Here is a 15,940-nt window from a genome sequence, read left to right as displayed (position 1 = left end):
ATATCGGTTTGAGACCAGACCAGCTTAGGAGGCACAGCAGATGGGTTTTCCCGGTACCTGGATGACCGAGAGCGAAAGCATGGTGTACCGCGTTGTGCCAAAATGCGCCTGCTCGACCATTGGGCAGATCATGTATTATTCGGATCACGGTCAGTTCTTTGACGGTGACATCCATGACGCCAAGGATGGCATGCACAAATGGGCCTTTGATCAGAGCCAGGACCTGATTTCCAAAAATGTGCGCGATCACGCCTCGTATTCCTTTACCTGTGTGCGCAACCCGTACACGCGTATTCTGAGCTCGTTTTTCGACAAGATCTGCGGGATCCAGCGCAACGGCAAACGGTATCGTGGCAATCTGGTGCCGACGCTGATCTACAATTACGGGATCGAGGTGGGCGGTGACGATGGCAAGGGAGAGTTTGACCAGATCGCCAGCTTTCGCCGGTTCCTGCTGTTTGCGCGTGATACCATCCGCTGGCGGCGTCCGATGGACCCGGACATTCACTGGTCAGCCATGTCTGGTCACGTGTCGACCTTCATCGTGAACGGTGGTCGTTATGATCGGATCTTCTGGACCGAAGCGTTCAACGACGGGATGCAGGGTGTCTTGGACAATACAAAGCTGAAGAATTCTGTTTCGCTGTCCGAAATACCCCGGTTCAACGAATCCGAAGGCCACGGACCCAAGCGCGCGCATCCGGTTGAAGACTATTTCGACGACCTGTCAATGCATCTGGTCTATGAGATCTACAAGCAGGATTTTGAGCTGTTCAAATACGATTTCGAAAACCCGGCCAACAAGATGCCGATTGGCGAAATCGATCTGGATGAAATTCACGCCAAACTGGGCGATTGATCTTTAGACAGGATGCCCCGTCCATCGTCAACGTTTCTTGCGAAACATTTAATCTGGTTGCGCCCTGGTGCGCCTATGCATGATCGACTTACCGGTCTGCCGCGTCAGCAGACCGGTAATCTATCGGTTTAGACCTGGCGCACGGCTCCTTTTGCCGCGCTGGTGGTCAGTTTCGCATAGGCCTTCAGCGCAGTAGACACCTTGCGTTTGCGCGGCGCAGCAGGCACCCAGCCCTTTGCGTCCTGTGCTTCGCGCCGGGCCGCAAGCTCTTCATCTGAGACGGCCAGATTGATCGAGCGGTTGGGGATGTCGATTTCAATCGTGTCGCCATTCTGTACCAGACCAATCTCTCCGCCTTCGGCCGCCTCGGGCGAGACATGGCCGATCGACAGACCGGAAGTGCCGCCCGAAAACCGCCCGTCGGTCAGCAGGGCGCAGGCTTTGCCAAGACCCTTCGACTTCAGGTAAGACGTTGGGTACAGCATTTCCTGCATCCCCGGACCGCCACGCGGGCCTTCATAGCGGATCACCACTACGTCGCCCTCTTTCACCTTGCCGGTGAGAATGTCGCTAACAGCCTGATCCTGGCTTTCGCATACGTAGGCCGAGCCGGTGAATTGCAGGATATTGGCATCCACACCAGCGGTTTTCACGATACAGCCGTCGCGGGCAATGTTGCCGAACAGAACCGCCAGACCGCCATCCTGACTGAATGCGTGTTCCTTGGACCGGATCACGCCGCCTTGGCGATCGGTGTCCAGTTCCTTGAACCGGTTCGACTGGCTGAATGCCTGTGTGGTACGCACACCGCCGGGGGCGGCCTTGAACAGTTCCTGTGCCTTGGGGTTGTTGGCGATGGTGATGTCCCAGTTGGCAATCGCCTCGCCCATCGTGGCCGAGTGCACCGTGCTGCATTCGTTGTGCAGCAGGCCCGCGCGGCTGAGCTCACCCAGGATCGAGAAGATACCACCGGCACGGTGGACGTCTTCCATATGCACATTCTCGATATTGGGCGCGACTTTGCAGAGGCAGGGAACACGACGGCTGAGGCGGTCCATATCGGCCATTGTGAAGTCAACTTCACCCTCATGCGCGATGGCCAGCAGGTGCAGCACCGTGTTGGTTGATCCACCCATGGCGATATCGAGGCTCATGGCATTTTCGAATGCATCAAAGGTGGCAATCTCACGGGGCAGAAAGCCTTTTTCGTCCAGATCGTAATGGCGCTTGGTGATCTCGACGATCCGGCGGCCAGCCTCAAGGAACAGTTCTTTGCGGTCTGCGTGTGTCGCCAGAGTCGACCCATTGCCCGGCAGGGCAAGACCCAGCGCCTCGGCCAGACAGTTCATCGAGTTCGCAGTGAACATGCCCGAACATGAGCCACACGTGGGACAGGCGTTTTCTTCGATGTGCTGAACCTGTTCGTCAGTGAACTTGTCATCTGCGGCGGCGACCATCGCGTCCACCAGGTCAATCTTCTTGGCTTCCAGATCGGCAATATCGATCTTGCCGGCCTCCATCGGACCGCCCGAGACGAAAATGGCGGGGATGTTCAGACGCATGGCGGCCATCAGCATACCCGGGGTAATCTTGTCGCAGTTCGAAATGCAGACCATCGCGTCCGCACAATGGGCGTTGACCATATATTCGACCGAATCGGCTATCACTTCGCGTGAGGGCAGCGAATACAGCATCCCGTCATGGCCCATGGCGATGCCGTCATCCACAGCGATCGTGTTGAACTCTTTCGCCACACCACCTGCGGCTTCGACCTCGCGCGCGACCATCTGGCCCAGGTCCTTCAGATGCACGTGACCCGGCACAAACTGGGTGAACGAGTTGACGATGGCGATGATAGGTTTGCCGAAATCGTCATCACCCATACCTGTGGCCCGCCAAAGGCCGCGTGCGCCAGCCATATTGCGGCCATGGGTAGAGGTTCTGGATCGGTACAATGGCATGATGCTGTTTTCCCTGTTGCCTCGGGTTGCATAATTCGGGGTTCGTACGTTATAGCGCACGTAGCACATGTGCGTTATAACGTACAAGGTAAATCGCAGAGCGCGGGTATGGCTATGGACGACATTACGCTGAAATTACGGGATGTGCGGGCAGCCTCGGGGTTGAGCCTGTCCAGAGTCGCCGAGATGACCGGTGTCAGCAAAGCCATGCTGGGCCAGATTGAACGCGGCGAATCAAGCCCAACGATCGCGACGCTTTGGAAAATCGCCAAGGGCTTTCAGATACCGCTCAGCGGGTTGATCGACACGACTCTGGGCGATCCATCGGTCTTTCAGACTGTAACCTTTCCCGGCAGTATCGAGGTCAAGATTGTCTTTCCCTTCGATCCCGCGCTGGGTGCCGAGACCTTTCATGTGAACCTTGCCGCGAACCAAAGCCACGAATCCCCGGCTCATGCCGCCGGGGTGACCGAGGAAGTATTTGTCCTCAGCGGCACTTTGGAAATCCTGCGTGGCGAGGAATGGGTGCCGTTGCAGGCCGGGCAGGGGTTGCGCTTTGCTGCGGACCTGCCGCACGGGTATCGTGCTGGTTCGCAGGGGGCCGCGTTTCTGAATATGCATCACTATGCGCAACACACTGAATCTCCTGAAAACGGCACGGCCCAGACATGACGGCTATTTTTGACACGCTTACCATCGTGGATGCCATCGGCTCATTCGGGGCGCTGATCGTGGTGGCCGCGTATTTCGCGACGCAGATGCGGATGATGAATTCCGATGATCTGGCCTTTCCGATGATCAACCTGCTGGGGTCTGTCTTGATCGTCTTTTCGCTGCTTGAGAATTTCAATCTGGCCTCGATGCTGATCGAAGGGTTCTGGATTGTGATCAGTGTCATCGGCATCATCCAGCATTTCCGCCTGCGCAAGGCGCGATAAATCCAGCGGTTAACAAGCGCTAGCGCTATCCAGCCTTGAACGCCCATGCCACGGGGTATAGGGAAACCCCAAGCTCGCTTAGGGGAGGCTTTGATGCAGGACGATCCAAAAACCCTCGTATCCACCGAATGGCTGGCCGCGCATATGAAAGACCCGGATCTGCGGATTCTGGACGGGTCGTGGTATTTGCCCGCGCAAAACCGTGATGCCAAGGCCGAATATGATGCCGGGCATATCCCCGGAGCACGGTTCTTTGATATTGATGAGATATCAGATCACCGTTCCGACTTGCCTCATATGGCGCCACCGGTCGAAAAATTCATGTCACGCCTGCGGGCCATGGGTGTCGGTGATGGTCATCAGGTTGTGGTTTATGATGGTGCCGGGCTGATGTCCGCAGCGCGCGTTTGGTGGGTGTTCCGTCTGATGGGTCAGGAAAACATCGCGGTTCTGGATGGGGGTTTGCCAAAATGGCAGGCCGAGGGGCGCGAGATCGAGGATCTGCCTCCGGTCATTCGCGACCGCCACATGACCGTTCGCGTGCAAAACCAACTTGTCCGGGACGTCACGCAAGTTTCCGCCGCCGCCAAGCTGGCGGATCACGAAATCATCGATGCCCGCTCGGCCGACCGATTTGCCGGAACCGCACCCGAGCCGCGCGAAGGGCTGCGTTCGGGCCATATTCCGGGCTCGCGCAATGTGCCCTTTGGGCAGTTGTTGAACGCCAGCGGAACAATGAAGTCGCCCGAGGACTGCCGCGCCATATTCGAGGCTGCGGGCGTCGATCTGTCGAAGCCGGCGATCACCTCTTGCGGTTCGGGCGTCACGGCCGCGATTCTCAGCCTTGCGTTGGAACGCATGGGCAAGAAAGACCACTCGCTTTATGACGGCTCCTGGGCTGAATGGGGTGCCTTCCCGACCCTGCCCGTCGCAACCGGAGAGAACTGATGTTCGAGAACCTGAAACCGCAGCCTGCCGACAAGATTCTGGCGCTGATGCAGATGTACCGCGAAGACCCGCGCGATCAGAAAATCGATCTGGGTGTTGGTGTCTACAAGAATGCCGAAGGCGTGACGCCGGTGATGCGCGCGGTGAAAGCCGCCGAACAGCGTATCTGGGAAGAGCAGGAAACCAAGGCCTATACCGGTCTGGCCGGTGATCCGGCCTATGCGGATGCGATGATCGGATTGATCTTGGGTACTTCTGTGCCACGCGGCAACATCGCCGCAGTGGCGACACCCGGAGGCACCGGTGCCTGCCGTCAGGCGTTCGAGTTGATCCGGATGGCGAACTCTTCGGCACGCGTGTTTGTGTCGAACCCGACCTGGCCCAACCACCTGTCGATCCTGAATTATCTGGGGATGGAAACGGTTCAGTATCGTTACTTCGATGAAGAGACCCGGGGCGTCGATTTCGACGGGCTGATCGCAGACCTGAAAACCGCCAAAGCGGGTGACGTGGTTTTGCTGCATGGCTGCTGCCATAATCCGACCGGTGCCAATCTGAACATGGTGCAATGGCAGGAGGTCGTGAACCTGATCAATGCGCTGGGCCTCGTTGCGATGATCGACATTGCCTATCAGGGTTTCGGTGACGGTCTGGAAGAGGATGCGCAAGGCGTGCGGCTGGTGGCCTCATCGGTCAAGGAATGCCTGATTGCGGCGTCATGTTCGAAGAATTTCGGCGTCTATCGTGAGCGCACCGGGTTGCTGATGGCCGTCAGTGACAACGCGGCTGAAACCGCATTGAATCAGGCCACACTGGCGTTTTTGAATCGCCAGAACTACTCCTTCCCGCCGGACCACGGCGCGCGCGTGGTGACGACCATTCTTATGGATGAGGCGTTGCGGGCAGACTGGGCAACTGAGCTGGAAGAGGTTCGCCTCTCCATGCTGGGCCTGCGCCAGCAACTGGCTGACGAGTTGCAGCGTCTGGCCGGATCCGACCGGTTTGGGTTCATCGCCCAGCACCGCGGCATGTTCTCACGCCTTGGGGCGGCACCGGAACTGGTCGAGAAACTGCGCGTTGAACACGGTATCTACATGGTCGGTGACAGTCGACTGAACATTGCTGGGCTGAACGCAGTGACTGTGCCGATTTTGGCCAAAGCAATTGTGGATGTCGGGGTTTAGATGCCGACGCGACATTCGAAACGAAAACCCGGGCGCGAACGCCCGGGTTTTTTTGTCAGGTGAAGGCAAGGCTTAGCCTTTCGAGAATTCGGGATATGCTTCCATTCCCAGTTCAGCCATGTCGAGGCCGTTGATCTCATCCTCTTCGCTGACACGGATGCCGACGGTGGATTTCAGTATCGTCCACAGGAACAGTGCGCCGACAAAGGTGAAAACGCCGTATGCGGCGATGCCCAGTAGCTGCGCGCCCAGACTCGCGTCACCGTAGAAGACGACGGCGATGGTACCCCAGATGCCACAGAACAGGTGAACCGGGATGGCACCGACAACATCATCGATCTTGAACTTGTCCAGCATCGGGACCGCGAAGACCACGATGATACCACCCACGGCACCGATCCACAGGGCACCGAACAGGGTCGGGGCCAGCGGTTCGGCCGTGATCGAGACCAGACCCGCCAGTGCGCCGTTCAGCACCATCGTCAGGTCGGGCTTCTTGTACAGAACCTGGGTCAGGACCAGCGCTGCAACCGAGCCCGAAGCAGCCGCCATGTTGGTGTTGGCGAAGATGCGTGACACGTCCGATACATCGCCCACTGTTCCCATCGCCAGTTGCGAGCCGCCGTTGAACCCGAACCAGCCCAGCCACAGGATGAACGTCCCCAGTGTTGCCAGCGCCAGGTTAGAGCCGGGCATTGGGTGAACTTTGCCATCTTTGTACTTGCCGATCCGCGGGCCTAAGATAAGGGCCCCTGCCAGCGCAGCCCAGCCACCGACCGAGTGTACGATGGTCGAACCGGCAAAGTCCGAGAAGCCCTTGGCATCCAACCAGCCGCCACCCCATTTCCACGAACCGGAAATCGGGTACATGATGCCTGTCAGCACGATGACGAAGATCAGAAAGGGCCAAAGCTTGATCCGTTCCGCCACGGCGCCCGACACGATGGACGCAGTCGCGGCCACGAACACAAGCTGGAAGAAGAAGTCCGAACCGACCGAAGCATAGTCCAGTGCCGCATCCGCCGGCGCAACACCAACCGCATCAAGCGTTGTGGTCGAGAAGAACGGGCCAAGCCAGCCCGTGATGGACCAGCCGTCGCCGGGATACATCAGATTGAACCCGATCAGCCAGTACATGATTGCGGCAAATGAAAACAATGCTACGTTCTTGATCATCTGCATGGCAACGTTCTTGGATCGTACCAGACCGCCTTCCAGCATGGCAAAACCTGCGGCCATGAAGAAAACAAGAAAGCCCGCCATCAGAAACAGCAGCGTGGTAAAGATGTACTGGGTGTGCTGTGCCGCTTCGCCGGTTGCAGCGGCCTCTTGCGCAAGACCCATCTGCGGCAGCGCAACAATGGCGGCGGCAGGGATGAGAGATTTCATCAGGTTCATTGTCAGTCCTCGAATGATTGTGAGTGGGCGCGCTTACAGCGCGTCCTCGTTGGTTTCCCCGGTACGCACACGCAGCGCCTGTTCGACATCGAGGACAAAAATCTTGCCGTCACCGATCTTGCCGGTCTTGGCGGTTTTGGTGATCGTCTCGACGATCTGGTCGGCCATTGTCGCAGGCACCACGATCTCAAGCTTGATCTTGGGCACGAAGTTCACCGCATATTCGGCCCCACGATAGATTTCGGTGTGACCGGACTGCGAGCCGAAGCCCTTGATCTCGGTTACCATCATGCCGCGCACGCCAGCCTCGGTCAGAGCTTCGCGCACCTCCTCCAGCTTGAACGGCTTGATTGTCGCAATGATCAGTTTCACGTCTTTCCCCTCTGGTTGTCCGGTGGGACCGGCTTGTTTGCACCTGCAGAAAAAAAGCGCGCCGCGACGCAGTAAGAAACGCTTTCGGGGTCAAAACCTGCCGGGAAGTAATGCAAAGTTGCACATTTTTTGCACAACTTGGGCATTGTGCCCAATAAATGAGCGCTATAGAGAGGGGAAATTCCGGAAATTCGGACCTCTACATACTGCGGTTGTCGAGGTATGGTGACCAAAAAGTATAACCGGGCAGAGTTTGAGCATGACTGAGTCCAAGCGCCGCAAGCCGACATTGGTCGCGGATAAACGGTACCCTTCGAAGGGCCGAAAACTGGCTGCGACCAAAAGCACGGCGGGCAAGAAATCGACGGTGCGCAAACCGACCACGCGCAAAACCACGCGCAGGAAAACCCGCAAGTCATCAGGGGGTAAAGGCGGTGGTATCTTTCGCCGTTTGTTCCGATGGATCTGGCGGTTGATCTGGGGATTGACCTGGCGTGTCGGTGCGATTTCGGCCATGCTGCTCGCGCTGGCGGTGGGTATCGTTTACGCCACGTTGCCGGATGTCGATGCCTTGCTGGATGGGCGCGCGCGGGGTTCCGTGACCTTGCTGGATCGTGATGGCAAGGTCTTTGCCTGGCGTGGCGATCAGTTTGGTGGAGTGATCACGGCCGATACCGTCTCTCCGCATCTGAAAAACGCGGTTGTCGCAACCGAAGACAAGCGATTTTACCGGCATTTCGGGGTCAGCCCGCGTGGCGTCGCCAGCGCGGTCAGCATCAACCTGAGCGAAGGCCGCGGGCCTTTGTCGGGGCATGGCGGGTCGACAATCACGCAACAGACCGCGAAACTCCTGTGTCTGGGCGTTCCCTATGATCCCAGTGACTGGGACTCTGAGGCCGCGTATGAGGCCGACTGCCGTCAGGGCTCCTTGTGGCGCAAGGCCAAGGAAGCCGTCTATGCGCTGGCGATGGAGGTGAAATACTCCAAGGACGAGGTTCTGACGATCTACCTGAACCGTGCCTTTCTTGGCGCAGGCGCGCGTGGGTTCGAAGCCGCAAGCCAGCGCTACTTTGGAAAATCCGCCGCCGAGGTTTCGCCCGCAGAGGCCGCGATGCTGGCTGGTCTGCTGGTTGCGCCTACACGCTATGCACCGACCAACAACCTGCAACGGTCTCAGGATCGGGCGCGGCTGGTGATCGGTCTGATGGAGGATCAGGGATATCTGACCGCCGCACAGGCCAGCGAAGCGCGTACGCGACCGGCGCAACTGTCTGAAGCGGCAGCTGCCCGAGCGGGCGGTTATTTCGCAGATTGGGTTGTTTCGGAACTTCCCAGTTATTTTGGCGACAACACAACCGAAGATGTTGTAATCCAGACGACTTTGGATCAGCGGATTCAGCGATCGGCGGAAGAGGCTTTGCAATTCATCTTTCAGGAAAAGGTGCGCGAAGGCTCCAAGGCGCAGGCGGCCATCGTGGTTATGTCCGCGGACGGAGCGGTAAGAGCAATGGTCGGCGGCCGAGAAACACGGGTTGCCGGGGTGTTCAACAGGGCCACCATCGCCAAGCGCCAAACCGGTTCGTCTTTCAAACCATTTGTCTATGCCACCGCGCTGGAACTCGGCTATTCCCCGCTGGATACGGTGATGGATGAACCTTACTGCGTGGACATTCCCGGGTCCGGTCAATGGTGCCCCAAGAACTATACCAACAAGTACTACGGGCGCGTGTCACTGGCGGATGCGTTGAAGAATTCGTTGAATATTCCGGCGGTGAAAGTTGCTGAGATATCGGGCTTGGATAACGTCCGCACGGTGGCCAGTGGTTTTGGGATTGCCAGCGATCTGGCGCAAGGACCTGCTTTGGCGCTGGGCGCATCGGAAAGCACGCTGATTGAGATGACGGGGGCTTATGCAGGTATTCTGAACGGTGGCTCTGCCGTCGAACCTTATGGCCTGACCGAGCTGAAGCTGCTGGGTGATGAAGCACCTGTCATGGTCACGACAACCGGTATCGGTGAACGGGTGATCAACGACGCGGCTGCCAAGCAACTGACATGGATGATGGAACGTGTGGTGTCCGAAGGCACAGGTGGACGGGCCAAGTTGCCCGGCTGGCAGGTCGCGGGCAAAACAGGCACAACCCAGGCAGCGCGCGATGCGTGGTTCATCGGGTTTACTGCGGACTATGTAACCGGTGTTTGGATGGGGTATGACGACAACACGCCCCTGTCTGGTGTGACCGGCGGCGGTTTGCCCGCGGAAATCTGGAGAGAAACCATGCTGCGTGTCACCGAAGGGATGACACCCACACCCTTGCCGATGATGGCACCAGCACCGCCGGTTCAGGTCGCACAGCCACAGCCGCGTCGAAAGCGCGGAGGTTTTGCCGAGGACATCAACAATCTGCTGAAGAATATTTTTGGCGGAAACTAAAGCCTTCTTTGGTGGAAAAAAAGGCGGTGCACTGGGCACCGCCTTTTTGCCATTTCGCTAATTGCGTGTTTCAGACGCTGGCATCCAAGGCCGCAAGGATCGCGTCGCCCATTTCAGTGGTTGATACGGGCTGAACGCCCTCCTCTGCGAGCAGGTCGCCGGTGCGTACACCATCGGCCAGTACTTTCTCGATCGCGGCCTCCAGACGATCCGCTTCTTCGCCCTGATCAAAGCTGTAGCGCAGGGCCATGGCAAAGCTCAGGATACAGGCGATCGGGTTGGCTTTGCCCTGACCCGCGATGTCCGGAGCCGAGCCGTGGACGGGTTCATACATTGCCTTGGGTCGACCATTGGCCATCGGCGCGCCCAGAGAGGCCGAAGGCAACATGCCCAGCGACCCGGTCAGCATCGCGGCGCAGTCGGACAGGATGTCGCCGAACAGGTTGTCGGTCAGGATCACATCAAACTGTTTCGGAGCGCGCACAAGCTGCATCGCGCCGTTGTCGGCGTACATATGGCTCAGTTCAACTTCGGGGTAGTCCGCTGCGACGCGGGTGACGACTTCGCGCCACAGGATGCCCGATTCCATCACGTTGGCTTTTTCCATCGAGCACAGCTTTTTGTTGCGGCGCATTGCCAGTTCGAAAGCCGAGCGCGCGGCACGTTCGATCTCGGATTCGGTGTAACGCTGGGTGTTGATGCCGACGCGTTCGTTGCCTTCCTCGAAGATGCCGCGCGGCTCACCGAAATAGACGCCCGACGTCAGTTCGCGGACGATCATGATGTCGAGACCGGCAACGATGTCTTTCTTTAGCGACGAGAAATCGGCAAGCGCGTCAAAACACTGCGCGGGGCGCAGGTTCGAATACAGGTCCATTTCCTTGCGCAGGCGCAGCAGGCCACGCTCGGGCTTCAGGCTGAAATCCAGATCGTCGTATTTCGGACCGCCGACAGCGCCCAGCAAAACCGCGTCAACCTCTTGCGCCTTTGCCATGGTCTCATCGGAGAGAGGCTTGCCGTGGGCGTCATAAGCGGCACCGCCCACCAGATCCTCGCTCACGTCAAATTGAAGACCACGATTGGCACCGAACCAATCGATGATTCTGCGCACTTCGGCCATAACTTCTGGGCCAATTCCGTCTCCGGGCAGGATGAGGAGCGAGGGGTTGGGCATGAAGGGTCTCCTTGCGTTTTGTTGCACAGGCCCTAGCGTCTGCGCAGCATCGGGTCAATGAGACAGACCTGTCAAAACACAAGGAAAATACATGCTGACACCTGGAAATCCGGTTCCTGCACTGAAAATTGAAACCGTCGCCCATGGCAGTTTCGACCTTGAGACCAACAAGGGCGAAAACGGAACGCTGGTGATTCAATATCGCGGATTGCATTGCCCGATCTGCATCAGACAGATGACCGAGGCCGAGGCGGCGCTGGACGATTTCGCGGCGCTGGGTGTCGAGGTTATCATGATCACCACCGATACCGCCGAACGTGCCGCTGAAACCGCCGTAAAAGCCAATGTTTCCCGCTTACGCGTAGGCCACAGCCTGCCCCTGTCTGAGGCGCGGGAGGGTTGGGGGCTGAACATCTCGACCAAGCGCGAAGGCAGTGCCGAACCAGACCTGTTCGCAGAGCCCGGACATTTCTACATCGCACCTGACCGGACGCTGTACTATGCTTGGCGACAGACCACGCCTTTCGGTCGCCCGTCGATGTCGGATATCGCGGGTGGTCTGAAGTTCACTTTGGGCAACAACTATCCCGCGCGTGGAACTTATACCGGCCCACTTTGACGCTCAAAGAGAGGCTTTGAGCCCTTCTGCCAACAAATCCCAGACCCTGCGGATACGCGGGGTCTGGCGCATGGCCTGCGGCGCAGCCAACCACACGGGCAGAACCGGGATTTCAACATCCAGCGGCAAGATTTCGACATCCGGGTCGGCTTCGGCCATCTGGACCTGGCTGAAGCCAATGCCGCATCCCGCGCGGATCAATTCCCAATAGGCGCTTTGCAGATCACAGCGGGTCGCAAAACTGTTGCGGCTTGCGGGCCACCCTTTTTCGCGCATGGCCTTGATGATTTCCTGATTGGCGTCAAACCCCACTAGGTCGTGGGAAAAAAGTTCTTCGGGTGTCTTGGGGCGTCCCCTACGGTCGAGATAGGACTTGGCCGCGCAAAAGCATAGCGGCACCTCCCCCAGATATCGCGAAATGATATCCATCTGCGCCGGGCGATACATGCGAACGGCAATATCCGCCTCGCGGTATAACAGGTTTTCCGTGGTGTCTGTGGCGACCAGCTCAAGTTGAATGGCGGGTTCCTGCCTTCGGATATACGCCAGAATCGGTGGCAGCAGGTGATGCGACGCGAAGACCGAAGCGGTGATGCGGACCGAGCCTTCAAGTTGCTGCGACTGCCCTGCGGCGGCAAGGCTGAATGCAGTCATGGCGCTGTGCATTTGCTGCGCCATCGGCAAAAGCTGGGAACCTGCCACGCTCAGTTTCAGGCCGCGCGCGTGCCGGTCGAACAAGGATACGCCCAGTTCGGTCTCAAGGCTTTGTACTTGTCGTCCCAATGTGGGCTGGCTGCGATCAAGATGCCGTGCAGCGGCGGACAGGGACCCCGTTTCGGCCACGGCCAGAAAGCTCTGGATCAGAGACCAATCCGCATGTGTCAGTGCTTTATCCATTCAAAATTGAATACACATTCTGCATTTCTCGGCAATTCAATACGTGCATTGAATGGATAGATTGGTCTGAAACAGGAGGCATCAATGACACAAACTGCACTGATACTCGGCGCATCGGGCCGGTTTGGGCGCAATGCTGCAAAGGCGTTTCGGAATGCAGGCTGGGCCGTGCAGACATTCCGTCGCGGGTCCGGTTCTCTTTCCCAGGCGGCAAAAGGGGTGGATGTCATCGTAAACGGGTGGAACCCGCTCTATCCTGATTGGTCGCGTGAAATGCCCGACCTGACCAGACGTGTGATAGACGCCGCGTCCGAGACCGGAGCCACCGTACTGGTTCCCGGAAACGTCTACGTTTTTGGACCGGGCACGCAAGGCCCATGGTCCGGCCTTACACCGCACTTGGCCACCAATCCGCTTGGCCGTATCCGGATCGAGATGGAGGAGGCGTATCGCGCTTCAACCGTCCGTACGATCCTTCTGCGTGCGGGCGATTTTATTGACACAGAGGCATCAGGAAACTGGTTCGATCAGGTCATGATCAAGCATCTGTCGCGCAATCAGTTCGTGTATCCCGGAGACCCGGAGGCCCTGCACGCCTGGGCCTATCTGCCAGATCTTGCACAAACTGCAGTCGCGCTGTGTGAAATCCGAAAGGATCTGCCGCGGTTCTGCGATGTTCCTTTCGCTGGCTATACTCTGACTGGAACTGAGATCGCGCAGTCTTTGTCGAGAGTGACAGGACGGGACATATTCGTGAAGCCGATGCAATGGTGGCCATTGCAGCTGGCGCGACCATTCTGGCGCATGTCCTCACACCTGATTGAAATGCGGTATCTGTGGCAGGTGCCGCACCAGTTGGACGGATCGTACCTGACCGAGTTGCTGGGTTCTGTGTATCAGACAGATCTGGATGATGCATTGCGTTCTGCGATCTCTCCCAGCCTTGTGGCTTTGCCCTATGCGAACGGAGAGTCGGTCACGCCTTAAGGCAGGGTGACGTCAACCCAGACCAATCGGTGCCTGCTGGCACGTAGGGCAGATTCGTATAGCTTGCTGCCTTCTTCCGGCCACGTCACACCGGCGTCCGAAATGCGCAGGTCGGCGGACGGCAACACATAATCCACGCGCATTTCACCCGTGGCCTTCCAAGCGACCGTTGAGGTCGAGCCTGACTGGTCTTTCGGCAGCGGGTCTTGCAGACGGGGATGGGCCAGAAGGGACTGAATGGCCTGTTTACGGCCCTCCCCACGCGTTGGGTCAAGGTTGGCATCGCCGGCGATCAAAAAGGGACTTTCGGGGACTGGCCCCAGTTCACCGTTCAGTAAAACGGACCAGAGCCGGATCTCATCCTGATTGCGCAAGCCATTTCGATCCTCGGGCCCATCGAAAACGGGTGGCGTCGCATGAAAGGTCATCAAGTTGAGCCGCCCATAAGGGGTTTCGATCGGTACAACCCAGTGTGCGGTCGAAGACAGGCGTTGTATCTGATGTGCCGCGTCAGACGGGAAGGGGTGCCCGTTTACGCCAGGCAGGGTGGCGCCCGGTAAACTGCGCCACAACAGTTCGGAATAATCCTGAACCTCGGCGGTGATAATTTCGTATCGCGACAACAACGCCAACCCACCCTGACCGGTGAACTGCCCCCAGCCTTGCGCGTCGCCGGGGCCTTGGGTCTTGTCATCACCGTCCAGATCAAGCGAGGTTTCCAGGCCGGCATTGGGTTGTGTGGCAAGGTAATATCCATAATCAAGCCCCGCGTTGCGCAGTTTCCCAATCAGGGCGATTACAGCGGTATTGTTCAGATCCCAGTCGATACCCTGAAGGGCGATTATGTCAGGGCGCGCCGACGCAATAACGTCGACAACGGCCAGAACCTGCGCGTCATCGCGTTGAATGTCGCGAAGCAACAAACCGGGACCATTTCTGCTAAGCTCGGTATTATAGGTGGCAATGCGCACGACTTCTGCCTGTGCCGCAAAGGGCAGCCATAGCAGACACAAGATGCGGATCATGCGGTCTGTGTTGACTCGCTGGTCGAATAGGCGCGGCGTTTTTCCATGATCAAGCCCGCGATCCTGAGGGTCGCCATGCCGCGCATGATCATGCTGGCGGGCAGGAAGGCCCATGCGCTCATGGTCCAGATCAAGGTCTGTGGATTCCCGAGGGAGATCGGGGCGATCACACTGCTCATCAACTTGATAATCGCCGGAATGAGGAATGGCAGCAGAATGCCGATACAGATGTTCAGGCGGCCATCCCTTTGAAGGCGCGTAACGACATCACCCCCTTTGGTCGGGTCAAACAGCGGCAAGTTAGTCCACACATTGAAGGCGCCATTGCCGGTTGGCCATCCCCGAACCCTGACCGCATAGGCAAAGCTGACAATCGTGACCAAAGCCGCAACATAAGCCACGCTGGCCGTGATGCGGACCAGTTCGATCAAGGCGTGGCTGGCATCCGGGGGTAACATCAGCACGATGAGGCGCACCGGAGAATAGGGGAAGTCCACCACATTTGCGACAGCCAGGCCAACCGAATAAGAGAATGTGGTCAGCTGCGTTGGTTCAAAGGCGTTTTTGCAGATCAGCGTCAGAAAGGTGACCATCGACATCAGGCCGACAAACCGAAGGCGATTGACCGGGGGCGCGTCGCGGAATTCGATAAAGCTGGGAAATGCGGAATTGTATTCGGCAAAGGTCAGGATAAACGCGAGGATCGCGAGAAAGACCAGTATCTCGGTCCCGTTCGTAGATGAGACAGGCAGGTACAACGCAGGTGTCAGCACCATAAGTGCAACAAGTATACCGCGTATAGCCGCCCCTGTTGTGCGCGCAATCACTATCCGAACCCTTTTTCAAACCGGATCAGCCGATCTTTGTCGACTTGTTTCCAACTTGCGCCCGTCGCTTCGTCTGACGTTGACGGATCCTCTTTAGCGCCAACATGAACGATAAGCGGCATTTTGCTCAAGCCGAGGTGCAGAAAACACGTGATTTCGGGCAAAAAGATGGCGCAACTGGTGCGGTATTGCATCATTTTCGACGCAAATCCGACGTGTATCTCAAATTGATACCCACATGTTGTGGTTTTCAAAAAATCAACCCCAAGAATGCGAGCGGGGCCGCCTTGGCGACCCCGTCAGGTTGAGTATCCACA

The 15,940-nt window shown here is 57.9% G+C and carries 16 protein-coding genes; 9 read left to right on the top strand and 7 right to left on the bottom strand.

Annotation, left to right across the window (positions count from 1 at the left end; genetic code table 11):
• Positions 1-40: 40 nt before the first annotated feature.
• Positions 41-859 (top strand): sulfotransferase family protein, encoded by an 819-nt coding sequence (locus tag ACR0BK_RS15580; protein WP_480555315.1) that lies wholly within the window; start codon positions 41-43, stop codon positions 857-859.
• A 128-nt stretch (positions 860-987) separates the two neighbouring features.
• Here the strand turns inward: ACR0BK_RS15580 and ilvD are convergent, their stop codons facing one another.
• Positions 988-2,820: a dihydroxy-acid dehydratase gene (gene ilvD / locus ACR0BK_RS15575; protein WP_480494489.1), complete on the bottom strand. Its 1,833-nt coding sequence runs from the start codon at positions 2,818-2,820 to the stop codon at positions 988-990.
• Between the two features lie 108 nt (positions 2,821-2,928).
• On the opposite strand from ilvD, the gene ACR0BK_RS15570 reads away from it, so the two are divergent.
• The 4 genes from ACR0BK_RS15570 (at position 2,929) to ACR0BK_RS15555 (ending at position 5,890) form a co-directional block, all read left to right on the top strand.
• Positions 2,929-3,492, top strand: a complete 564-nt coding sequence (locus tag ACR0BK_RS15570) for a helix-turn-helix domain-containing protein (RefSeq protein ID WP_480555314.1) — start codon at positions 2,929-2,931, stop codon at positions 3,490-3,492.
• Positions 3,489-3,758 (top strand): CBU_0592 family membrane protein, encoded by a 270-nt coding sequence (locus tag ACR0BK_RS15565; RefSeq protein ID WP_480555313.1) that lies wholly within the window; start codon positions 3,489-3,491, stop codon positions 3,756-3,758. The genes ACR0BK_RS15570 and ACR0BK_RS15565 overlap by 4 nt, the downstream gene beginning before the upstream one ends.
• A 93-nt stretch (positions 3,759-3,851) precedes the next feature.
• A complete protein-coding gene (gene sseA, locus ACR0BK_RS15560) occupies positions 3,852-4,706 on the top strand; it encodes a 3-mercaptopyruvate sulfurtransferase (RefSeq protein ID WP_480555312.1) in 855 nt (284 codons plus the stop codon).
• Positions 4,706-5,890 (top strand): amino acid aminotransferase, encoded by a 1,185-nt coding sequence (locus ACR0BK_RS15555; protein ID WP_480474685.1) that lies wholly within the window; start codon positions 4,706-4,708, stop codon positions 5,888-5,890. The genes sseA and ACR0BK_RS15555 overlap by 1 nt, the downstream gene beginning before the upstream one ends.
• 72 nt (positions 5,891-5,962) lie before the next feature.
• Here ACR0BK_RS15555 and ACR0BK_RS15550 read toward each other — a convergent pair whose 3' ends face one another.
• Positions 5,963-7,288 (bottom strand): ammonium transporter, encoded by a 1,326-nt coding sequence (locus ACR0BK_RS15550; protein WP_480474686.1) that lies wholly within the window; start codon positions 7,286-7,288, stop codon positions 5,963-5,965.
• 33 nt (positions 7,289-7,321) lie between these two features.
• Complete coding sequence (locus ACR0BK_RS15545) at positions 7,322-7,660, bottom strand: P-II family nitrogen regulator (protein WP_117871083.1); 339 nt, start codon at positions 7,658-7,660, stop codon at positions 7,322-7,324.
• A gap of 259 nt (positions 7,661-7,919) precedes the next feature.
• Here ACR0BK_RS15545 and ACR0BK_RS15540 point away from each other — a divergent pair, with 259 nt between their 5' ends.
• Positions 7,920-10,094, top strand: coding sequence for a transglycosylase domain-containing protein (locus tag ACR0BK_RS15540; protein ID WP_480555311.1), 2,175 nt, complete (start codon positions 7,920-7,922; stop codon positions 10,092-10,094).
• A 70-nt stretch (positions 10,095-10,164) separates the two neighbouring features.
• Here the strand turns inward: ACR0BK_RS15540 and leuB are convergent, their stop codons facing one another.
• Entirely contained in the window at positions 10,165-11,268 is a 1,104-nt protein-coding gene (leuB, locus tag ACR0BK_RS15535; protein WP_480555310.1) for a 3-isopropylmalate dehydrogenase, read from the bottom strand.
• A gap of 91 nt (positions 11,269-11,359) precedes the next feature.
• On the opposite strand from leuB, the gene ACR0BK_RS15530 reads away from it, so the two are divergent.
• Positions 11,360-11,887: a redoxin domain-containing protein gene (locus tag ACR0BK_RS15530; RefSeq protein ID WP_480555309.1), complete on the top strand. Its 528-nt coding sequence runs from the start codon at positions 11,360-11,362 to the stop codon at positions 11,885-11,887.
• A 3-nt stretch (positions 11,888-11,890) separates the two neighbouring features.
• On the opposite strand, the gene ACR0BK_RS15525 is transcribed toward ACR0BK_RS15530, so the two are convergent.
• The gene (locus tag ACR0BK_RS15525; protein ID WP_480494501.1) at positions 11,891-12,784 is read right to left on the bottom strand and encodes a LysR family transcriptional regulator; all 894 of its coding nucleotides are present in this window, start codon (positions 12,782-12,784) and stop codon (positions 11,891-11,893) included.
• Between the two features lie 84 nt (positions 12,785-12,868).
• Between ACR0BK_RS15525 and ACR0BK_RS15520 the strand changes: the two genes are divergently transcribed.
• Positions 12,869-13,771, top strand: a complete 903-nt coding sequence (locus ACR0BK_RS15520; protein ID WP_480555308.1) for a Rossmann-fold NAD(P)-binding domain-containing protein — start codon at positions 12,869-12,871, stop codon at positions 13,769-13,771.
• Here ACR0BK_RS15520 and ACR0BK_RS15515 read toward each other — a convergent pair.
• Together ACR0BK_RS15515 and ACR0BK_RS15510 are read right to left on the bottom strand one after the other, a co-directional pair.
• Positions 13,768-14,796 (bottom strand): endonuclease/exonuclease/phosphatase family protein, encoded by a 1,029-nt coding sequence (locus ACR0BK_RS15515; RefSeq protein WP_480555307.1) that lies wholly within the window; start codon positions 14,794-14,796, stop codon positions 13,768-13,770. The genes ACR0BK_RS15520 and ACR0BK_RS15515 overlap by 4 nt on opposite strands.
• A complete protein-coding gene (locus tag ACR0BK_RS15510; protein WP_480474695.1) occupies positions 14,793-15,623 on the bottom strand; it encodes a hypothetical protein in 831 nt (276 codons plus the stop codon). Before ACR0BK_RS15510 ends, ACR0BK_RS15515 begins: the two co-directional genes overlap by 4 nt.
• A 104-nt stretch (positions 15,624-15,727) precedes the next feature.
• On the opposite strand from ACR0BK_RS15510, the gene ACR0BK_RS15505 reads away from it, so the two are divergent.
• The gene (locus ACR0BK_RS15505) at positions 15,728-15,931 is read left to right on the top strand and encodes a hypothetical protein (RefSeq protein ID WP_480474697.1); all 204 of its coding nucleotides are present in this window, start codon (positions 15,728-15,730) and stop codon (positions 15,929-15,931) included.
• Positions 15,932-15,940 lie beyond the last annotated feature (9 nt).

It is taken from the genome of Ruegeria sp. AF1 (assembly GCF_056542125.1).
Note: the sequence above shows the minus strand (reverse complement) of the source record. Positions and strands in the feature narration are given on the sequence as shown.